At 51.4% G+C, this 18,597-nt stretch carries 21 protein-coding genes; all 21 read right to left on the bottom strand.

Features of this window, described 5'->3' with window-relative positions:
• Positions 1-39 precede the first annotated feature (39 nt).
• The gene (gene trmD / locus DEALDRAFT_RS09700; protein WP_008517028.1) at positions 40-780 is read right to left on the bottom strand and encodes a tRNA (guanosine(37)-N1)-methyltransferase TrmD; all 741 of its coding nucleotides are present in this window, start codon (positions 778-780) and stop codon (positions 40-42) included.
• A 10-nt stretch (positions 781-790) separates the two neighbouring features.
• Positions 791-1,300 (bottom strand): ribosome maturation factor RimM, encoded by a 510-nt coding sequence (rimM, locus tag DEALDRAFT_RS09695; protein ID WP_008517027.1) that lies wholly within the window; start codon positions 1,298-1,300, stop codon positions 791-793.
• An 11-nt stretch (positions 1,301-1,311) separates the two neighbouring features.
• On the bottom strand, positions 1,312-1,542 hold the full coding sequence (locus DEALDRAFT_RS09690; protein WP_008517026.1) for a KH domain-containing protein: 231 nt from the start codon (positions 1,540-1,542) through the stop codon (positions 1,312-1,314).
• A 24-nt stretch (positions 1,543-1,566) separates the two neighbouring features.
• Positions 1,567-1,812, bottom strand: a complete 246-nt coding sequence (rpsP, locus tag DEALDRAFT_RS09685; RefSeq protein ID WP_008517025.1) for a 30S ribosomal protein S16 — start codon at positions 1,810-1,812, stop codon at positions 1,567-1,569.
• 38 nt (positions 1,813-1,850) lie between these two features.
• Positions 1,851-3,197, bottom strand: a complete 1,347-nt coding sequence (ffh, locus tag DEALDRAFT_RS09680) for a signal recognition particle protein (RefSeq protein WP_008517024.1) — start codon at positions 3,195-3,197, stop codon at positions 1,851-1,853.
• Positions 3,198-3,216: 19 nt separating this feature from the next.
• Positions 3,217-3,549, bottom strand: coding sequence for a YlxM family DNA-binding protein (gene ylxM, locus DEALDRAFT_RS09675; RefSeq protein WP_008517023.1), 333 nt, complete (start codon positions 3,547-3,549; stop codon positions 3,217-3,219).
• A 231-nt stretch (positions 3,550-3,780) separates the two neighbouring features.
• Positions 3,781-4,713, bottom strand: a complete 933-nt coding sequence (gene ftsY / locus DEALDRAFT_RS09670) for a signal recognition particle-docking protein FtsY (RefSeq protein ID WP_008517022.1) — start codon at positions 4,711-4,713, stop codon at positions 3,781-3,783.
• A 76-nt stretch (positions 4,714-4,789) separates the two neighbouring features.
• Positions 4,790-8,371, bottom strand: coding sequence for a chromosome segregation protein SMC (gene smc / locus DEALDRAFT_RS09665; RefSeq protein WP_008517020.1), 3,582 nt, complete (start codon positions 8,369-8,371; stop codon positions 4,790-4,792).
• Positions 8,372-8,461: 90 nt separating this feature from the next.
• Positions 8,462-8,722, bottom strand: coding sequence for a stage V sporulation protein S (locus DEALDRAFT_RS09660; RefSeq protein WP_008517018.1), 261 nt, complete (start codon positions 8,720-8,722; stop codon positions 8,462-8,464).
• Positions 8,723-8,837: 115 nt separating this feature from the next.
• Positions 8,838-9,539, bottom strand: a complete 702-nt coding sequence (rnc, locus tag DEALDRAFT_RS09655; RefSeq protein WP_008517016.1) for a ribonuclease III — start codon at positions 9,537-9,539, stop codon at positions 8,838-8,840.
• Between the two features lie 15 nt (positions 9,540-9,554).
• A complete protein-coding gene (gene fabF, locus DEALDRAFT_RS09650; protein ID WP_008517006.1) occupies positions 9,555-10,796 on the bottom strand; it encodes a beta-ketoacyl-ACP synthase II in 1,242 nt (413 codons plus the stop codon).
• Positions 10,797-10,870: 74 nt separating this feature from the next.
• Positions 10,871-11,098 carry an acyl carrier protein gene (gene acpP / locus DEALDRAFT_RS09645; protein ID WP_008517004.1) on the bottom strand — a complete coding sequence of 76 codons (228 nt, stop codon included), beginning with the start codon at positions 11,096-11,098 and terminating at the stop codon, positions 10,871-10,873.
• Between the two features lie 70 nt (positions 11,099-11,168).
• Positions 11,169-11,918 (bottom strand): 3-oxoacyl-[acyl-carrier-protein] reductase, encoded by a 750-nt coding sequence (gene fabG / locus DEALDRAFT_RS09640; protein ID WP_008517003.1) that lies wholly within the window; start codon positions 11,916-11,918, stop codon positions 11,169-11,171.
• 13 nt (positions 11,919-11,931) lie between these two features.
• Entirely contained in the window at positions 11,932-12,867 is a 936-nt protein-coding gene (gene fabD / locus DEALDRAFT_RS09635) for an ACP S-malonyltransferase (protein WP_008517002.1), read from the bottom strand.
• Positions 12,868-12,881: 14 nt separating this feature from the next.
• A complete protein-coding gene (fabK, locus tag DEALDRAFT_RS09630) occupies positions 12,882-13,832 on the bottom strand; it encodes an enoyl-[acyl-carrier-protein] reductase FabK (RefSeq protein ID WP_008517001.1) in 951 nt (316 codons plus the stop codon).
• Between the two features lie 19 nt (positions 13,833-13,851).
• Positions 13,852-14,835 carry a beta-ketoacyl-ACP synthase III gene (locus DEALDRAFT_RS09625; RefSeq protein ID WP_008517000.1) on the bottom strand — a complete coding sequence of 328 codons (984 nt, stop codon included), beginning with the start codon at positions 14,833-14,835 and terminating at the stop codon, positions 13,852-13,854.
• Positions 14,836-14,864: 29 nt separating this feature from the next.
• The gene (plsX, locus tag DEALDRAFT_RS09620; protein ID WP_040378864.1) at positions 14,865-15,875 is read right to left on the bottom strand and encodes a phosphate acyltransferase PlsX; all 1,011 of its coding nucleotides are present in this window, start codon (positions 15,873-15,875) and stop codon (positions 14,865-14,867) included.
• A gap of 110 nt (positions 15,876-15,985) precedes the next feature.
• A complete protein-coding gene (rpmF, locus tag DEALDRAFT_RS16500) occupies positions 15,986-16,162 on the bottom strand; it encodes a 50S ribosomal protein L32 (RefSeq protein WP_008516998.1) in 177 nt (58 codons plus the stop codon).
• Positions 16,163-16,179: 17 nt separating this feature from the next.
• On the bottom strand, positions 16,180-16,632 hold the full coding sequence (locus tag DEALDRAFT_RS16065; RefSeq protein ID WP_008516997.1) for a YceD family protein: 453 nt from the start codon (positions 16,630-16,632) through the stop codon (positions 16,180-16,182).
• 138 nt (positions 16,633-16,770) lie between these two features.
• Positions 16,771-17,775, bottom strand: coding sequence for a YlbL family protein (locus tag DEALDRAFT_RS09610; RefSeq protein ID WP_008516995.1), 1,005 nt, complete (start codon positions 17,773-17,775; stop codon positions 16,771-16,773).
• Positions 17,759-18,559: a patatin-like phospholipase family protein gene (locus tag DEALDRAFT_RS09605; RefSeq protein ID WP_008516994.1), complete on the bottom strand. Its 801-nt coding sequence runs from the start codon at positions 18,557-18,559 to the stop codon at positions 17,759-17,761. The genes DEALDRAFT_RS09610 and DEALDRAFT_RS09605 overlap by 17 nt, the downstream gene beginning before the upstream one ends.
• Positions 18,560-18,597: the final 38 nt, after the last annotated feature.

Below are 18,597 nucleotides of genomic sequence, written 5' to 3'. Positions count from 1 at the left end.
AACAAGAGAAATTATATCATACAGACATACCATTTACAACTATGAGCCTTCGTCGTTGCCGGTGCTCATTTTGTCCAGCATACGCTTCTCTTCAGGAGACAATCTGGCTTGGGCCAGAAGGTCGGGCCGACAGGCCAGCGTCCGCAACAAAGATTGTTGTCTGCGCCACAGGCGAATCTTCTCATGGTTACCGGAAAGAAGTACTTCCGGCACCTTCAGGCCGCGAAATTCCGCAGGCCGGGTATATTGTGGATACTCTAAAAGACCGTCGGTAAACGACTCGTCGGTTACCGATTCTTCCGGGAGCACTCCGGGAAGCAAACGAACCACCGCATCGGTTATGGCCATGGCCGGAATTTCCCCGCCTGTGAGCACAAAGTCTCCCAGGGAAATCTCCTCATCCACCAGTGTCTCCCTTACCCGCTCATCAATACCTTCATAGTGGCCGCAAAGAAGAGTAATCCTCTCCCGGGAGGCCAACTCCCTGGCCTTTTTTTGCGTAAAGGTCTCGCCACCGGGCGTTAACAGAATCACCGGACCCTGGCGTTCATCCTGCTTTTGCAGGTGTTCCACTGCCAGAAAGAAAGGCTCCGGTTGCATAACCATGCCCGGGCCGCCGCCGTACGGGTAGTCGTCAACGCTGCGGTGTTTGTTGTTGGCATAGGCGCGAAGATCGGTAATCTCAATCTGTACATGCCCTGCCTCCACCGCCCGCCGGATAATGCTTTCCTGCAAAGAAGCGAACATGCCGGGAAAAATGGTGATAATATCGATTCGCATCGCAATCACCTCACAGGAGACCTTCAGGCGGATCCACTTCCATGCGCCCGGTATCCAGGTCAATGCTTTTCACCACAGCCTTTAATGCCGGGATTAATACCTGACGGCCGTCAGCTTTGTTTTCCACCACATACACATCATTGCTGCCGGTTTCCAGCACATTTATTATGCTGCCCAGATATGTGCCGTCCACAGTATACACATCAAGACCGATAATCTGGTCCAGGTAGTAGGAATTCTCAGGCAACGGCAGACGCTCCGAAATTGGAATGGTGAGCATTGCTCCCACCAATTCCCGGGCAGCGTCGCAGGAATCTATGCCTTCCAGGCGAATTACCCAGGCCCGCCCGTGGACAAAAGCTTCCACCACATCTCTGGCAGCGGAATGTCCGTCTTTTTCCACAAAAACGCGGATGAGCTCCTTAATCCGCTCCGGATTATCTGAGAGGGGCTGCACTTTCATGCCGCCCTTAACACCGTGGGTTGTAACAACTTTACCTATGGCAACCGACTGCTCCAAAAAATCACCGCCTACTGGACGATTTCCACCATGACCCGTTTTTTCTCATTGACGGAAGCTGCGTTAACCACAGTCCGGATAGCTTTGGCAATCCGGCCCTGCTTACCGATAACCTTACCCATATCATCAGGAGCTACACGCAGCTCCAATGTTATGGTGCGGCTGTCTTCCAGCTGTTCCACGCGGACTTCATCCGGCTGATCCACCAAGGCCTTGGCGATGAATTCTACCAAATCCTTCATTTTCCATCACCGTCCAATGTTCTGCTATTTAGCAATACCTGCTTTGGTAAGCAACGCTTTTACCGTGTCAGAAGGTTGGGCACCTTTCTGCAACCAATCCTGTGCCTTTTCATCGTCAATCTTCAGCGTGGTGGGTTCAGTGGTGGGATTGTAGAAGCCGATTTCATCGATAAAAGCCCCATCACGGGGAGAACGGGAATCTGCAACTACGATCCGGTAGAACGGACGCTTTTTAGCGCCAACACGCTTCAGCCGAATTCTTACTGCCATATACTTTCACCTCCTTGTTCAGGTTAAGAGCTATATATTTACATAAAGGGGAATTTACCTTTTCCCTTGCCCTTCATTTTACCCTTATCCATTTTGCCAAACTGCTTCATCATCTTCTGCATCATGGCAAACTGTTTCAGCAGGTTGTTTACATCCTGCACCTTGGTTCCGCTGCCCATGGCTATGCGCCGGCGCCGGTTGCTGTTAATAATGCCGGGGTCCTGCCGTTCCTTTTTAGTCATGGAATGGATAATGGCTTCAACTTTTACAAACTCTTTATCGTCCACCGACATACCTTTTAGCTTCTTGCCCATGCCGCCCATCCCCGGCATCATTTCCAGGATTTGATTGATGGGCCCCATCTGCTTAATCTGCTGCAGCTGGTCAAGAAAATCATCCAGGGTAAACTGCTGGGTGCGCAACTTTTTTTCCATTTCTTTGGCCTTTTGTTCGTCAAAGGTGGACTGCGCTTTCTCAATTAAAGTCAGCACATCCCCCATGCCCAGAATCCTTGAGGCCATCCGTTCCGGATAAAAGGGTTCAAATGCATCGGTTTTTTCACCCAGACCGGCAAACTTCACCGGGCAGCCTGTCACAGCCCGCACCGACAGGGCCGCACCGCCGCGGGTATCACCATCCAGTTTGGTAAGTACCACACCAGAGAGCCCTAACTTTTCTTTAAAAGACTGGGCTACATTGACGGCATCCTGACCGGTCATGGCATCCACCACCAACAGGATTTCATCAGGGTTTACCGCTTTTTCAATGCGGGTCAGCTCTGCCATCAGCTCTTCATCAATATGCAAGCGGCCTGCGGTATCAATAATCACATAGTCGTTACGGTTCCGTTTAGCCTGCTCCAAAGCGGCTTTAGCCGTCTGTACCGGATCCTGCTGGCCCATCTGGTAGACCGGCACCTCCAGCTGCTCCCCCAGGACCTGCAGCTGTTTAATGGCCGCCGGACGATAGATGTCTGCCGCCACCAAAAGCGGGGAATGCTGCTTTTTCTTAAGCAAGTTGGACAGCTTAGCGGCAGAAGTGGTTTTACCTGAACCCTGCAGACCAACCATCATAATTACTGTGGGCGGGGCAGATGACTGGTTTAGCTTGGCCACCGATTCACCCATCAGTTTGGTCAGTTCATCGTTGACGATTTTGATAACCTGCTGCCCCGGCGTCAGGCTTTCCAAAACCTCCGCACCCAGGCAGCGTTCTTTTACGGTCTTAACAAAATCTTTGACCACTTTAAAGTTGACGTCTGCCTCCAGAAGTGCCAGGCGCACTTCCCTTAAGGCCACATCCACATCTTTTTCCGTCAGTTTCCCCTTACCACGCAGGCGCTTTAACGTATCCTGCAATTTGGTTGAAAGATTTTCAAAAACCATATTAATTCCTCCAGCGCGCTTAGTCCAGCAACCGCTCTACAATTGCCAGCGCCTCCCGGCGTTCACCGGGCCCGATATCTCCGGCGAGAATGCCCCGCAGCCGCCGCAGTTCCTTCTCCTGATCCATAAACCGTTTCACCAGGGCCAGCTTTTCTTCCGCTTTCTCCAGCGTTTTCACGGCCCGCTTTATCAAATCATGCACACCCTGACGGGAGATACCGCTGTTGTCGGCAATCTCAGCCAAGCTTAAATCATCCTGATAATATAATTCCAGGCACTCCCGCTGCTTATCGGTCAGCAGATTGCCGTAAAAATCATACAGCATATTTATTCTTGTAGTATCCTCAAGCATTGTACCACATCCTAAAAAGGCTGTAAAGCATTTTTGCTTTACAGCCTATATTTTACATTAAACAAACCGCAAAAGCAAGCCGTGGACAGAGGGACAGGTTTATTTGTCCACAAAATGAGACAAAGGGGACAGGTGTTTTTGTCTCATCACACCTATTCTCTGCCCTTCTGCTCACCAATCCCTTCCCGGGAAAGGTTTCCCTGTCCCTCTATACACAAATGATTAATAAGATTAAACCTGACCCCCAGTGTGGCTCTCGGTGAAGAGGCCGTCCACGTATTCTATTGGGTCGAAGGGTTGCAGGTCTTCTACGCCTTCGCCGACACCCACCATTTTTACCGGCACTTTAAGTTCGTTGGCGATGGCAATGACGATGCCGCCTTTGGCGGTGCCGTCCAGTTTGGTGAGAGCCACTCCGGTAATGGGGGCTGCTTCATTAAAAACTTTGGCCTGAGCCAGGGCGTTCTGGCCGGTGGTGGCATCTAAGACCAAAAGCACTTCATGGGGTGCACCGGGCAAAGCTTTCTCCACCACGCGGCGGACTTTTTTCAGCTCTTCCATCAGGTTGGCTTTGTTATGCAGACGCCCTGCCGTATCACAGAGAACCACATCGCTTCCCCGGGAAACGGCGGCAGTTACTCCGTCAAAGAGCACCGCCGAAGGGTCTGAGCCCTGCTGATGCTTGATAATATCGCTTTGGGCGCGACCGGCCCAGATTTCCAACTGTTCTATGGCTGCGGCGCGAAAGGTATCGCCGGCGGCCAGCAGCACTTTTTTGCCTTCATTTTTGTAGCGATGAGCCAGTTTGCCAATGGTGGTGGTTTTGCCCACGCCGTTTACGCCCAGTACCAAAATTACCGTTGGTTTTTGCTCAGAGAGCTCAAGGGGAACCACATCCCGGCCCAGTATATCCAATAGCAGGCCTTTTAAAATATCCATCACCTGTTGGGGTTCACGGGCCTTCTCTTCCCGTACTTTCTCGCGCAGGCTGTCGGTAATCTGCATTGTGGTTTCCACACCCACATCGGCGCCGATTAATACCTCTTCCAGCTCTTCATAAAATTCGTCATCAAAAGAACTGCGGGCAAACAGGCCTTCCATCCGGCCCATAATGCCGCTGCGTGTTTTTTTCAGGCCTTCTTTGATGCGGCTAAATATTCCCATGGTGTTCATCCCTTTCACTTGAAAGATCTGTCTTTTAGTATGTTATCAAATATCATTTCCCAAAACCACTTCCATATCAGGCAGAAGCATCGGAGACCTGCTTGTCGGCATCCCGCAGGCGTACCGAAATCAGCTTTGATACGCCCGACTCCTCCATGGTTACCCCATAGAGGATATCGGCCTGTTCCATGGTCCGTTTACGGTGGGAAATAAGAATAAACTGGGTCTGCTCACTATAGGTGCGCAGAAAATCAGTAAAGCGGTTCAGGTTTGCTTCATCCAGGGCCGCCTCAATTTCATCTAGAATGCAGAAGGGTGTGGGCCTGAACTTCAGGAAAGCAAAAAGAAGGGCTATTGCGGTTAGGGTCTTCTCTCCGCCGGACAATAAAGACATATGCTGTAGCTTTTTCCCCGGCGGTTGAGCTACAATTTCCACACCAGCCTCCAGCGGATGGTCGGGATCGGTAAGACGCAAATGGGCGCGCCCGCCGCCGAATAACTCTTTAAATACCACACTGAACTGCTCATTGATGATGGCAAAGGAATGGGCAAATTTCTCCCCCATCCGGCTGTCAATTTCCTTGATGATTCTTAGCAGGTCTTTTTCCCCTTCGCGCAGATCCTCCTGCTGTGCTGTGAGAAACTCCACCCGTTCTGCCACCCGGTTATGCTCATCAATGGCGCCCAGGTTTACATTGCCCAACTCGGTAATTTGCTCTTTGAGGTGCCGGATCTCAGCCTGTGCCGCCTTCTTGTCGTCTAAGGGGTTTGCCAGTTTCTGGGCCTGGTCAAATTCCAACTCCCAGCTTTCCCGCAGCCTGTCCAGAGCCGATTGCATTTCCACTTCCACCCGGCCCTTTTCCACTTCCAGGCGGGCTTGCTTGCGCTCCAGGGAGGTAAGGGATTTTTCCATCTGCCGCAGCTGCTCCGTTTCTTCCCTAAATGCTGTGGTTTTGGCCTTCAGGTCTTCTTCCCTGTTTACCAGTACTTTAAGAAGATCAGAGCGCTCTTTTTCTAAGGCTGTGGTTTCTTCTTTGCTGGCCTCGATGGTGGAATCCATCTCCAGCCGCAGCGTTTTTTGTGCCCGTATTTCTGCCTCTTTCTGCCGGCGGCGTTTTTCCAGTTGCTCCTGCTCACCGGCCAGCCGCTCCAGCTCCTGCTGAAAATGTTCGTATTGTTTCTGCAAAGAAGCAACCCGCACACGGCACTCCGTATACTGCTCACGTAAACTTCGTTTTTCTTCCTCCCGGGCCGACAGAAGCCCGGATAGCTGCGCCAATTCCACCCGCAGCGCTCGCTCCTGCTCCTGGCACTCACCCAGCTTTTCCAAAGCAGCCGTCAGGGCAGCGCTACGTTCCCGGCGTTTTTGCTCCAGTGCATCCAGTTCGTCAGACAAGCCTTTTTCTGCCTGGAGGACGGCATCGGTCTGCTGTGCCAAGAGGGCGATTTCGTTTTCTTTTAGTCCCAGTGATAAATCCAGATTTTTCAGCTTTTCTTCATGGGCCAAAATATCATTGGCGCAGGCCTGCAGACTGTTTTCCACTTCCGCTTGTTGGCTTTCGGTCTGCTGCAGCCCTTTATTTATCGCTGCAATTTCCGTTTTCAGGGCTGCTGTTTGTTTACGGCGAGTCAATACGCCGCTTTGTTGCTTTTTATCAAAGCCGCCGGACATGGCGCCTCCGGGTAAAATAACATCACCCTCGACGGTTACCACCCGTTCACGAAAACGCAGCATGCGGGCCACCGGCACCGCCGCTTCCAGATTTTCCACCACATGGACCCGGGCCAGAAGAGACTCCGCCACATCGGTGAACCGCTCTTCTGTTTGCACCAGATCGGCGGCAACGCCAATATAGCCGGGCTGGTCGGCCAGCCCCACGGGAGGATTGCGCCGCGGCTGCACGCTAAGAGTATTCAGGGGCAAAAACGTTGCCCGTCCGCCTTTGGTTTTTTTCAGAAAGGCGATGGCTTCCTTGGCCACGCCGTCATTTTCTGCCACCAGGTTTTGCAAAGCAGTACCCAGAGCAGCTTCCACTGCGGCCACATATGTAGGGGGTACCTGTAAAATATCTGCCACCGTTCCCTGAATACCGGGAAAGGCCCGTTGTTTTTTCTGGGCCGCCAAAACCGATTTAACGCCTTGATGAAAGCCGGCCATGGCTTCTTCCAACTCCGTTAGCAGGCGCAACCGGTGTTTTTTATCCGCCAGCTCTTTTTCCTGCTCCTTTTGCCGGTTGGAAAGCTCCATGCTCCGGTGAGTTAACTCTTCCCGCTGCTTTTGAAGTGCCTCGCCCTGTTTCTGCAGCTGCTCTTTTTGCGCCAGCAGCTCATCCTTTTGGGCTAACAAGGCTTGTCCCTGATGGTTTAAAGCTGCGGTCTGAGACGCTTTTTCTTCCTGTTGAACATATAAGTTCTGCCGGGTCTCCTGAAGTTGCTCCAACTCCAGCTCCAGGCGGTCATGCTCGGTCTGCAGCTGCCGCACCATAGGCAATAGCTTTTCCAGTTCCTGCTGGCCGGCATGGGAACGTACTGCCTCCGGGGAGGTTTCCATATCTGTTAGGGCCTTCTGGGCATTAATTAGTTCCTCTTTGGCCTGCTTCAGCGTTTCATTTACCGCTGCCATCTCTTTTTCAATGCGAACACCATGCTGAGCCAGGATTTCTTTTTGGTCATCTAAGTCATTTAGGTATGCCGCGCCGTCTGCCAACTGCCGCTCCACTCCATGGATTTTCTCCTGGGTAACGGCACTTTTACCCTGAATTTTCTCCAGTTCAGAGCCAAGTCGCTGTGCTTCCTTCTGCATAGCACTAACAGCAGCCTGCTCCTCATCCAGGGCTAGCTGTTTAGTTGCCAATTCATTCTCACCGCGGCCCGTGGCGGTTTGTTTTTCCAAGAGCTCATCTGCCGCCGCCCGCGCCTTTTCATCCACTTCATACCAGCGTGTTCGCAGCTGCTCTGCATCATGAACCAGCACATCTATCTCCCGGTTTTTTAGCTTGTCCCGCAGCTGCAGGTATTTTTGTGCCGTGTCTGCCTGCTCTGAAAGGGGCTCAAGCTGTCCGGAGAGTTCATGAATAATGTCGCCTACCCGCAGCAGGTTTTCAGCGGTTTCTGCCAGACGCCGCTGCGCTTCCCGTTTGCGTGTTTTATATTTTAAGATACCCGCCGCTTCTTCGAAAATCTGGCGGCGCTCCTCGGGCCGGGCGTTTAATATTTCGTCTACGCGGCCCTGTCCGATAAAGGAATAAGCCTCCTTGCCAATGCCTGTATCCATAAACAACTCCAGGATATCTTTTAGGCGGCAGGGGCGTTTGTTCAAAAGGTATTCGCTTTCCCCGGTACGATACAGACGCCGTGTAACGGTGACTTCCTGATAATCCAAACCCAGTGCGCCGTCGCTGTGATCCAGTGTAATGGATACTTCCGCAAAGCTAAGGGGCTTACGGTTGGCGGTGCCGCCAAAGATAATGTCATCCATGCGGGTTCCGCGCAAATGGCGTGCACTCTGCTCCCCCAGCACCCAGCGGACCGCATCGGTGATGTTACTTTTACCGCAGCCGTTGGGGCCAACCACCACCGTTATCCCCGGTGTAAGATCAAATATGGTTTTATCGCCAAATGATTTAAATCCATGCATCTCCAAGCGTTTGACAAACAATGCAATGCCCCCCTATGACTCGACAGTCGGGTATATTCATGCAAAAATACCTGCTTGGACGCAAGCAGGTATTTTTTATCGCAATAACCGTTAGCGAGATTCAACAATAAACTTAATGGCTGTGCGCTCTTCCGAGTCAATGATAATTTCCACAAAAGCCGGAATACAAATCAAATCAATACCGTTGGGAGCCACATACCCCCTGCAGATGGCTATGGCTTTTACGGCTTGGTTAACCGCACCCGCTCCCACAGCCTGAACCTCAGCTCCGCCTGACTCGCGCAGTACCGCAGCCAGTGCACCGGCCACAGATTTAGGCTTGGATTGCGCAGAAACCTTAATGACTTCCATGCGAAGATTGCCCCTTTCCAAAGTTCATCATTCGCTGCGTATGGTGCATAACTGGATGTCGTTTCCACTAATGTTATTCGTTACTGCGCAAATAAATTCCTGCCGGGCGGACAAATTATTTCTCTGCTCTCAGCTGTTGGTAAGCTACCCGGGCCGCTTCCTGCTCCGCTTCCTTTTTGGAGCGACCGCTTCCTTCACCGTAAACTTCCCTGTTCAAAAGAAGCTGGGCCACAAACACCTTGGAGTGATCCGGACCCTGCTCCGCCACAATGCGGTATTCAGGAGTGGTGGCCAGCGAAGCCTGGGTATATTCCTGCATCAGCGTCTTGTAATCGTGACGCATAGAGCCTTTAGCCATATCCTCAAAAAGCGGCGCAAAAATACCGGTTACCGTTTCCTGCACCACATAAAAACCCTGATCAAGATACATTGCTCCCAACATTGCCTCAAAGGCATCGGCTAACAACGATGGCCGCTGCCGACCTCCGCTGGCAGCTTCCCCTTTGCCTAGACGCAGATACTTTCCCAGTTCCAGGCTGTTGGCAATTTTAAAAAGCGAGTCTTCGCAAACCATGCCGGCACGGAAGCGGGTCAGCTTCCCTTCGGGTAAAAGGGGAAAGCGCTTAAAAAGCGCTTCCGAGATGACCAACTCCAGTACGGCATCGCCTAAAAACTCCAGCCGTTCATTGTGGGCATGACTGCCCAGGTTATGCTCGTGCGCATAGGAAGAATGAGTCAGGGCCTGGATATAAATCTCCCGATTTTTCGGTTCAATATTTAACTGTTTAAAGAGATAGTTTAAGTCCTTTTTGCCCATTTGGCACCACCGAAATTATTCCACGAATTTTTTTAAGATCAGGGAAGCATTGGTGCCGCCAAATCCAAAGGAGTTGGACATGGCCACCGATACCTGCCGCTGTGCAGCCTTATTTGGCGTATAATCCAGATCACAGTCCGGGTCAGGATTTTCATAATTCACAGTGGGGGGAATAATGCCCCGCTCAATGGACAGTGCACAGACAATGGCCTCCACACCGCCGGCTGCTCCCAGCAGATGACCGGTCATAGACTTGGTGGAGCTAACCGCCAGTTTATGAGCATGATCCCCAAAGACCATCTTGATGGCAGCAGACTCCGTCTTATCATTTAAGCCGGTGGACGTACCGTGAGCATTAATGTAGTCCAAGGTTTCCGGAGCAAGCTCTGCATCCTGCAAAGCAGTGGACATACAGCGGCGCGCACCGGATCCGTCCGGATCGGGTGCTGTGATGTGATAGGCATCTCCGGAAAGTCCATATCCGGCAACTTCAGCATAAATCTTTGCGCCTCTGGCCTGGGCATGTTCCAGTGATTCCAGGACAACAACGCCGGATCCTTCACCCATGACAAAGCCGTCGCGCTCCAGATCAAAGGGACGTGACGCCCGCTGTGGCTCATCATTGCGGGTAGACATGGCACGCATGGCACAAAAACCGGCAAAAGCAATGGGCGAAAATGCCGCCTCACTTCCTCCCGCCAACATTACATCTGCTGCTCCCAGCTGAATAGTCTTTAACGCTTCGCCAATGGAATGGGTTCCGGTGGCACAAGCGGTTACAAGTGTTGTATTGGGGCCTTTCAAGCCAAACTCAATGGAAATATAGCCCGAAGCCATATTGGCAATCAACATGGGAACAAAAAACGGGCTGATGCGGCGCGGACCCTTTTCCTTTAAGACGTCTATCTGTTCTTCAATGGTAATAATACCGCCAATTCCTGAGCCCACAGAAACTCCGGCCCGTTCCTTATCAATGGCTTCTACATCTAACTTGGCATCATCAATGGCCATCCGGGCGGCAGCCACCGCAAACTGACCAAAGCGGTCCATACGGCGTGCTTCCTTTTTATCAATAAAGTCGTGGGGAGCAAAGTCACTGACCTCGGCACCAACCTGCGTCGGGTAATCATCCACATTAAAGTGGGATACCCGGGAAATTCCTGATTTTCCGGAACAAAGGTTCTCCCAGAATTTCTCCTTACCGATTCCCACCGGAGTGACTGCGCCCAGGCCGGTTACGACCACACGTCGCTTCATTCTCTCACCTCATTTACTAAATCGAGACCCCTCGAAAGAAGCCCTGCGCAGTGCAGGGCTTTTTTGTTAATTGCTTAGACATGGGCCTCTATGTAACGTACCACATCACCCACTGTCTTAATGTTTTCAACTTCCTCATCGGAGATTTCCAGATTAAATTCTTCTTCCAGAGACATAACCAATTCAACGATATCCAAAGAATCCGCATCCAGATCTTCAAAAGAAGTTTCTTTGGCAATTTCGCCTTCATCTACGCCTAATTGTTCACTGATAAGTCCTTTCACCTTGGCGAAAACATCCACTGCCTTCACCTCCTCCCATGGTATGATACTAAGAAAAAATCGGAGTAATGTCAAATAAAATTTATTTTTCTTACTGCATTACCAGGCCGCCGTCTACGGCGATAACCTGGCCGGTAAGATAACCGGCACTTCCGGAGGCCAAAAACGATACCAATTCGGCCACATCCTCCGGTGTACCCACCCGGCCCAGCGGAATTTGCTCGGTGATGCTTTCTCTTACACCGTCGGCCAAAGCGGCGGTCATTTCCGTATCGATGTAACCGGGTGCAATGGCATTAACGGTAATTTGTCTGCCGGCCAACTCCCGGGCCAATGACTTGGTCATTCCCAATAATCCTGCCTTGGCGGCAGCATAGTTTGCCTGTCCCACACCACCGGCCAGGCCGATGACAGAGGACACATTAATAATCCGGCCCCCGCTTTTTTGTTTGAGAAGCGGTCGCATTGCCGCTTTAACACAGTTAAAAGCGCCGGTCAGGTTGGTATCGATTACATCTTGCCACTCCGCGGGTTTCATCCGTGCCACAATATTGTCCCGGGTTATGCCCGCATTATTAACTAGTATATCAATTTTACCGAAATTATCAAGAGCCGCCTTTACCAGTTTCTCACAGTCGGCCATTTCGGCCACATTGGCCTGTACGGCAACACCACGGCTGCCCGCTTCTTCCACCGCTTTTAGTGTTTCCAGGGCCGCATTCTCACTGGCACTGTAGTTAATTACCACTGAAGCACCATTTTGAGCCAGATTTACGGCAATGGCGCGGCCGATGCCGCGGGAAGCTCCGGTGACAATGGCCACTTTACCTTCCAAACGCATGCTGCTCGCCTCCTTACCCGTTAATCGCCTCAACCACTTTCTCCAGGGTCTTAACATTCTCAACCTGGTGGGCCCAGACGTCACGATTAATTTTTTTCATCATACCTGTAAGTGATTTACCGGGTCCTACTTCCACAAATGTATCGTAACCATCGGCAATCATTTTTTCTATGGAATCCTGCCACAAAATAGCGTTACTGACCTGCCGCACCAAAGAATCGCGCATTTCCTCCACCGAGTTAACATAGTCGGCGGAAATATTGGCCATCACCGGGATTTTTGCCGGCGAAAGCTCGATCTGTGCTAATTCCCCGGCCAAAAGGGGCTCTACATTTTTAAGGAGACTGCAGTGGAAGGAAACACTGACCGGCAGCTCCACAATCCGCTTTGCACCCAGTTCCTTTGCTACCTCACAGGCTTTGCGCATAGCTGCAATTTCACCGGCAATCACAATCTGATCCGGGGTATTATAATTGGCCGGCTCAATCACTCCAATGGCCGAAGCCTGCCGGCAGGCCTCATGCACTTTTTCCCTGGCCAACCCTAAAATAGCAGACATCCCACCCACACCGGGAGGAACCGCTTCCTGCATATACCGGCCGCGTTTTTGGACAACCGGCAGCGCATCGGCAAAAGACATGGCCTCCGCCGCCACCAGCGCAGAATACTCGCCCAGGCTCAGGCCTGCCACACCATGGGCCTGCACACCATGCTGCCGTAGTACTTCCAGGCAGGCTATACTGGTGGCCACAATGGCAGGCTGTGTAATTTCCGTCAGCCTTAATTCATCATCGCTGCCGTTAAATACTTTTTCCGACAAGTTCATGCCCAGTATGTCGTCTGCCTGTTCAAATACTTGTCGGGCAGCGGAAAAATTCTCCGCCATCTCTTGGCCCATTCCCACGTGCTGGGCTCCCTGGCCGGGAAAAATAAAGGCAATCTTACCCATTTAATTCACCTCGGTTATGAACCAAATTTTTCCTTCAGTTCATCAATAACACGTATAGTATGAGAAATTAAATCATCTATAATTTCCTGACATGACTCTTCTTTTACCACCATGGCCGCACTTTGCCCGGCCATCACCGAACCGTTTACCACATCCCCGTCCCGCACAGCGGCAGCAAGCTTACCGGCACCGAACTTTTCCAGATCTTCAGGCGTGGCACCCTGGTTTTCCATCCGGGAAAATTCCCGGCTCAATTTATTGTTTAGAACCCGTACCGGGTGGCCGGTGGACTGTCCGGTAACCACCGCATCACGGTCTTTGGCCTTAAGAACCTTCTCTTTGTACTTTTCATGGACGGTGCACTCATGAGCACAGATGAAGCGGGTACCCAGCTGCACCCCTTCTGCTCCCAGTGCCAGTGCCGCAGTCACACCACGGCCGTCTGCTATACCGCCGGCGGCAATAACCGGCACATTTACCGCATCCACAATCTGCGGAACCAAAACCATGGTGGTCAATTCACCGATATGGCCCCCCGCTTCCATTCCTTCGGCAATCATAGCATCCACACCCAGCCGTTCCAGACGCTTGGCCAGAGCCACCGATGAAACCACCGGAATTACCTTGATATCCTTTTCTTTAAAACGGTCCACATATTTTCCCGGATTACCGGCACCGGTGGTCACCACCCGCACCTCTTCACGGCAGATTAAATCAACAACATCGTCTACAAAAGGAGATAATAGCATAATATTTACACCGAATGGTTTATCAGTCAGTTCTTTTGCTTTTTTAATTTCCTGTTCCAACACATCTGCAGGCGCATTGCCGGCACCGATAATCCCCAGGCCACCAGCTTCCGACACTGCAGCAGCCAACTCCCCGGTGGCTACCCAGGCCATACCGCCTTGCAAAACAGGCACTTTGATTCCCAAAACATTACAAAGGTTGGTTTTTAGTGTCATGATTTCACCCCTTCCCATGTTAATAACGCAACACTGCAGCTCCCCAGGTTAAACCGGCACCAAACCCTACCAGAGCCAATAAATCACCACGATTTAGACGGCCGCTGCGATATGCCTCATCCAGGGCCACCGGAATGGAGGCCGAAGACATATTACCGTAGCGGTCAATATTGACCACCACCCGGTCTTCAGGAACATCAAATCGCTTCCGCGCCGCTTCAATAATCCGCCAGTTTGCCTGGTGCGGCACCAATAGATCCAGATCCTTTTTATCCACACCGGCGGCATCCAGCGCTTCCTGGGTCACTTCACCCATGGCCCGTACGGCAAACTTATATATTTCATTACCACTCATTTTTACATAATGTAATCGGTCTTCAAGTGTTTGTGGTGTGGCAGGCTGACAAGTTCCGCCTGCAGGAATGTGTAAAAGATTGGCAGTGGTACCGTCAGAGCCCAGCTTAAAGCTTAGCAAACCCTCTGCTTCTCTGGGGCCAAGCACCACCGCACCGGCACCGTCGCCAAAAAGCACACAGGTGGAACGATCGCTCCAGTCCAAAATGCGGGAGAGAACTTCAGCGCCAATCACCAACACCCTTTTATAGACACCGGTAGCCACAAACTGGCTGCCCACCGCCAGCCCGTAGATAAAACCGGTACACACGGCGGACAAATCAAAGGCAGCAGCCCTGGTTGCCCCTATTTTTGCCTGAACGTGGCAAGCTGTGGACGGCATGGGGGAATCCGGGGTAGCGGTGGCCAAAATAATCAAATCCACTTCATCCACAGAAATACCGGCATCATCCAACGCTTTCTGCGCAGCACGTGCTGCCAGATCTGAAGTATGCTCACCTTCGGCTGCCACCCGACGCTCACAAATTCCTGTTCGTGTTCGTATCCATTCATCATTGGTATCAACGATTTTTTCCAGATCAACGTTTGTCACTATTTTATCGGGCAGGGCAGAACCAATTCCCAGTATACCCACATTCTGCATCTTCATTCTGTTACTCCTTTTCTGTCTCCCAGCCGTTATTCTTGCAGCGGCAACTCCGTTAATTCACGGATAATCTGCCCGTTTACATCCTTGCTGGCATAACGGTACGCCTGGGTAACAATGGCACTGCGGATTGCCCTGGCCTGCGAAGAGCCGTGGCTCTTGATGCAAACTCCGTCAATCCCCAAAAGCGGGGCTCCACCATACTCTGCGTAGTCAAGATGTTTCTTTAGACTCCGCAGCTCCGGCATTAACATGGCCGCTGCCATTTTACTCTTTAAATTGGCGGAAAAGGTATCTTTCAGCGCAGCAAAAATTCCAGCAGAAAGTCCTTCAATGGCTTTAAGCATTATATTGCCCACAAACCCGTCACAGATAACCACATCAGCCACACCGTCCATAACATCCCGGGCTTCCACGTTGCCGATGAAGCCCTCCAGGTGATTATCCAGCAAATCATAGGCTTTGCGCACCTGATCATTACCTTTGTTCTCCTCGGTTCCCACATTAAGCAGACCCACCCGGGGGCCAGGCTTATGCAGTACTTCACGGGCGTAAATTTTGCCCATCAGAGCGTACTGGTACAAGTGCTCCGCCTTGGCATCCATATTGGCTCCCACATCCAAAATCACCACATTATCACCATTAAAAGTGGGGGCAACAACGGTGAGGGCGGGCCTGTCAATACCGCCTAAGCGTCCGGCCACCAACAAACTGCCGGCCATTAAAGCGCCTGTATTGCCGGCCGACACGGCCGCATCAGCCTCTCCGTCTCTCACCATCCGAATGGCGGTCATCATGGAAGATTCTTTTTTGCGTCGGACAGCCATCACAGGTGAATCATCGGCTGTGATGACATCGGGAGCATGAATTATTTTCACCCGGCTTTGCGGATAGGTTTGCCCGTCCAGCTGTTTTTCAACAACTTCCTGCGGGCCGACTAAGTAGAGTTGCAAATCTTCAAGCTCGGTTGCGGCGGCCAAACCGCCCAACACAACTTCCCTGGGGGCATGGTCACCCCCCATAGCGTCCAGAGCTATGCGTATCACAAAATCACCTCACCGCAAAACTTTGCCACAGGGAAAGCTTTCCTGTGGCAATTATTCTCAATATAACAAAAACCCTCCCTTACAGGAGAGTAATTGTCGTAGTAGAGCTATTCTGTTTCGACAGCTGCTCTTCCTTTATAATAACCGCAATGCACGCATACCCGGTGGGGCAGCTTTGCCTCATGACACTGCGGACAGGAAACCAGACCAGGTACAGCCAGTTTCCAGTGTGTTCTACGTTTATGCTTTCTCGCCTTGGACGTTCTCCGCTTGGGAACCGCCATGCTTACACCTCCTCGTACTACTCTTCCAGAAGTTTTTTGAGATCGGCCAACCTGTGGTCAATTTCATCTTCAGAGCAAGCACATTCTTTTTCATTTCGATTTTTGCCGCAAGTGGGGCAAAGCCCTTTACAGGCTTCACGACAGAGTGGTTTTAACGGCAAGCTGATAATGTACATCTCTTTGACCAGCTCCGTCACATCTAACTCTGACTGATTATCCACGGGGAGTTCTTCTTCCAAATGACCATCCAATGGACAGGTAAAAGTATCCACACAACGGCTGCAGCACACAATAACATTGGTGTGCAGGCTTCCTGTGAGGTTTATTTTTCCGTCCTGATAAACAGCATCAAACCTGATTTCCAACGGTTCCTGACATGTAACTGTCTCTTCTGTCAGGCCTAATGCATCTGCATCTCCGGTAAACGTATAAGTAAACACTTCACCGGGCGCTTTTTTAAGTCTTTCCAAAGATATCCGCATAGGAAAATATAAGCACCTCGCTTGCGCTAAGGTTTATTATATAGAGGATTAACTTTTTTGTCAACATTTTACGGAACTTAAGATTAACTCCGCATATCTTCATTTTTCTTCTGTTTTCTGCCACATTTACTCCTGCAATCCTTCCAGAAACTGCAGTGCCTCTCCCAGGGTCTCCACCGGTACTAATTCTATATGACGAACTGCCATTGCGGCCTCTTCATAATTTTCCTGCGGCACGAAGAAATATTCTGCTCCGGCATTTTCTGAGGCCCGCACTTTTTGCCGCACACCACCAATGGAGCCCACCTCTTCCTCCAGATTTATTGTGCCGGTACCGGCAATCTGCCGGCCGGCTGTAAGGTCACGGGGATCCAGCTGGTTTATTATTTCCAGTACAAACATGAGCCCGGCGGATGGACCGCCGATTTGCCCCACATCAATGGTAACGTCACGGGGCAGACGCGGTTGCCAGTTGAGCGTCTGCACAAAAACACGGATAGCAGCCTTTTCAGGTTGGTCCGTATGATTTGTGGTGGGGATAGAGACATCCATCATTTGACTGTCCCTTTTTATCCTTAACCTGACAGGCTCTCCCACAGGCCGGCTCTGCACCTCACTGACCAATTCCTCGGCCAGATAAACCTCCCGCTCATCCACCGCCAGAATAATGTCTTCCGGCTCCAGAATATCTTGTGCCGGACTGTCTTCGCCTATTTCCACCACCTGTACACCGTCGCTTTCCACCGGCACATCAAAGCCCAGACGGCGCAAAGCTATGGTGCTGGCCAGGTTTTGGCTCTCTTGCATCCACTGCTCCATTAGATCCCGGAATTCTTCGGGATCCATGTGCGGCGGAACAACCTGCCGCTGCAGCTGTAAATCAATTATGGGATTAACCAAGCCGTAGACAAGTAACAGAGGTGAAGCATCCTGCTGCATAACCGTTACCAAATAAAAACGGCCGTCATGATCCTTATCTCCTTCTTCCACCGTGACAAAACCCGCCAGATCTTCGGCAGAACCGGGCCGAACCAACAGATACCCGGTGGGGACAAAAAGTAATGTGTAACCGATAAACAGCACTGTCACAATGGTCAATACCAGTCTGCGTAAATTATGTTTGCTGCGCACTGCATCCCTCTTTTCTCAAGAACTCTTTAATCTGAGGCATCATGGCACGTGTGGCATCCTCTCCCGCCTGCACCGCTTCCGGCGCTTTATGAAACTGCCCGGGAGCCACATGTTTTAATTGCGGGGAAATCAGCACATCAGCCACATCGGTGTTTAACCGGCAAAGGTCACGCTGCATAATATCCAGGCTTTGGGCAATCACATCCACAATATGATTGGGCTTACTCCCGTCCACATAAATTCCCAAATCCACCGCCAACACCACATCAGCACCCATATCCCTCGCCGTATTTACCGGTACCCGCTCCACCACCGCTCCGTCCACCAGCATCCGGCCCCGAAACTCCACCGGACAAAAAACACCGGGGATAGCCGCAGAAGCCCGCACCGCCCGGGCCACAAGCCCGTCGGAAATCACCACTTTCTCTCCGCGCACCAGGTCGGTGGCCACCACCGCCAGAGGCTTCTCCAAGTCGGCAAAGGTACGTTTCCGTGTCAGCAGAAGCAGCATTTGTTCCAGCTTATCACCGGAGGCCAGCCCCATACGCGGAAAGGTCCAGTCCAGCCAGTTTCTGCGCTGAATCTGTCCCGCCAGCCTCTCCATCAGCGTCAAATCAATGCCGGAACAATAAAATGCTCCGATTACAGCTCCCATACTGGTCCCTGCAATCATATCCACATTAATGCCCGCTTCATTTAATACCTTCAGAACACCAATATGGGCAAATCCACGGGCTGATCCGCCCCCAAGTGCCAAGCCTATTTGTTTTTTTATCTTGCCCATATCTGTTACACCTCGAATCGGCATACTCCCGGTAATTC

Source organism: Dethiobacter alkaliphilus AHT 1 (assembly GCF_000174415.1).
GTDB classification, from domain to species: Bacteria; Bacillota; Dethiobacteria; order Dethiobacterales; family Dethiobacteraceae; genus Dethiobacter; species Dethiobacter alkaliphilus.
The sequence above is the reverse complement of the archived record's forward strand: the minus strand, read 5'-3'. Positions and strand labels throughout refer to the sequence as shown.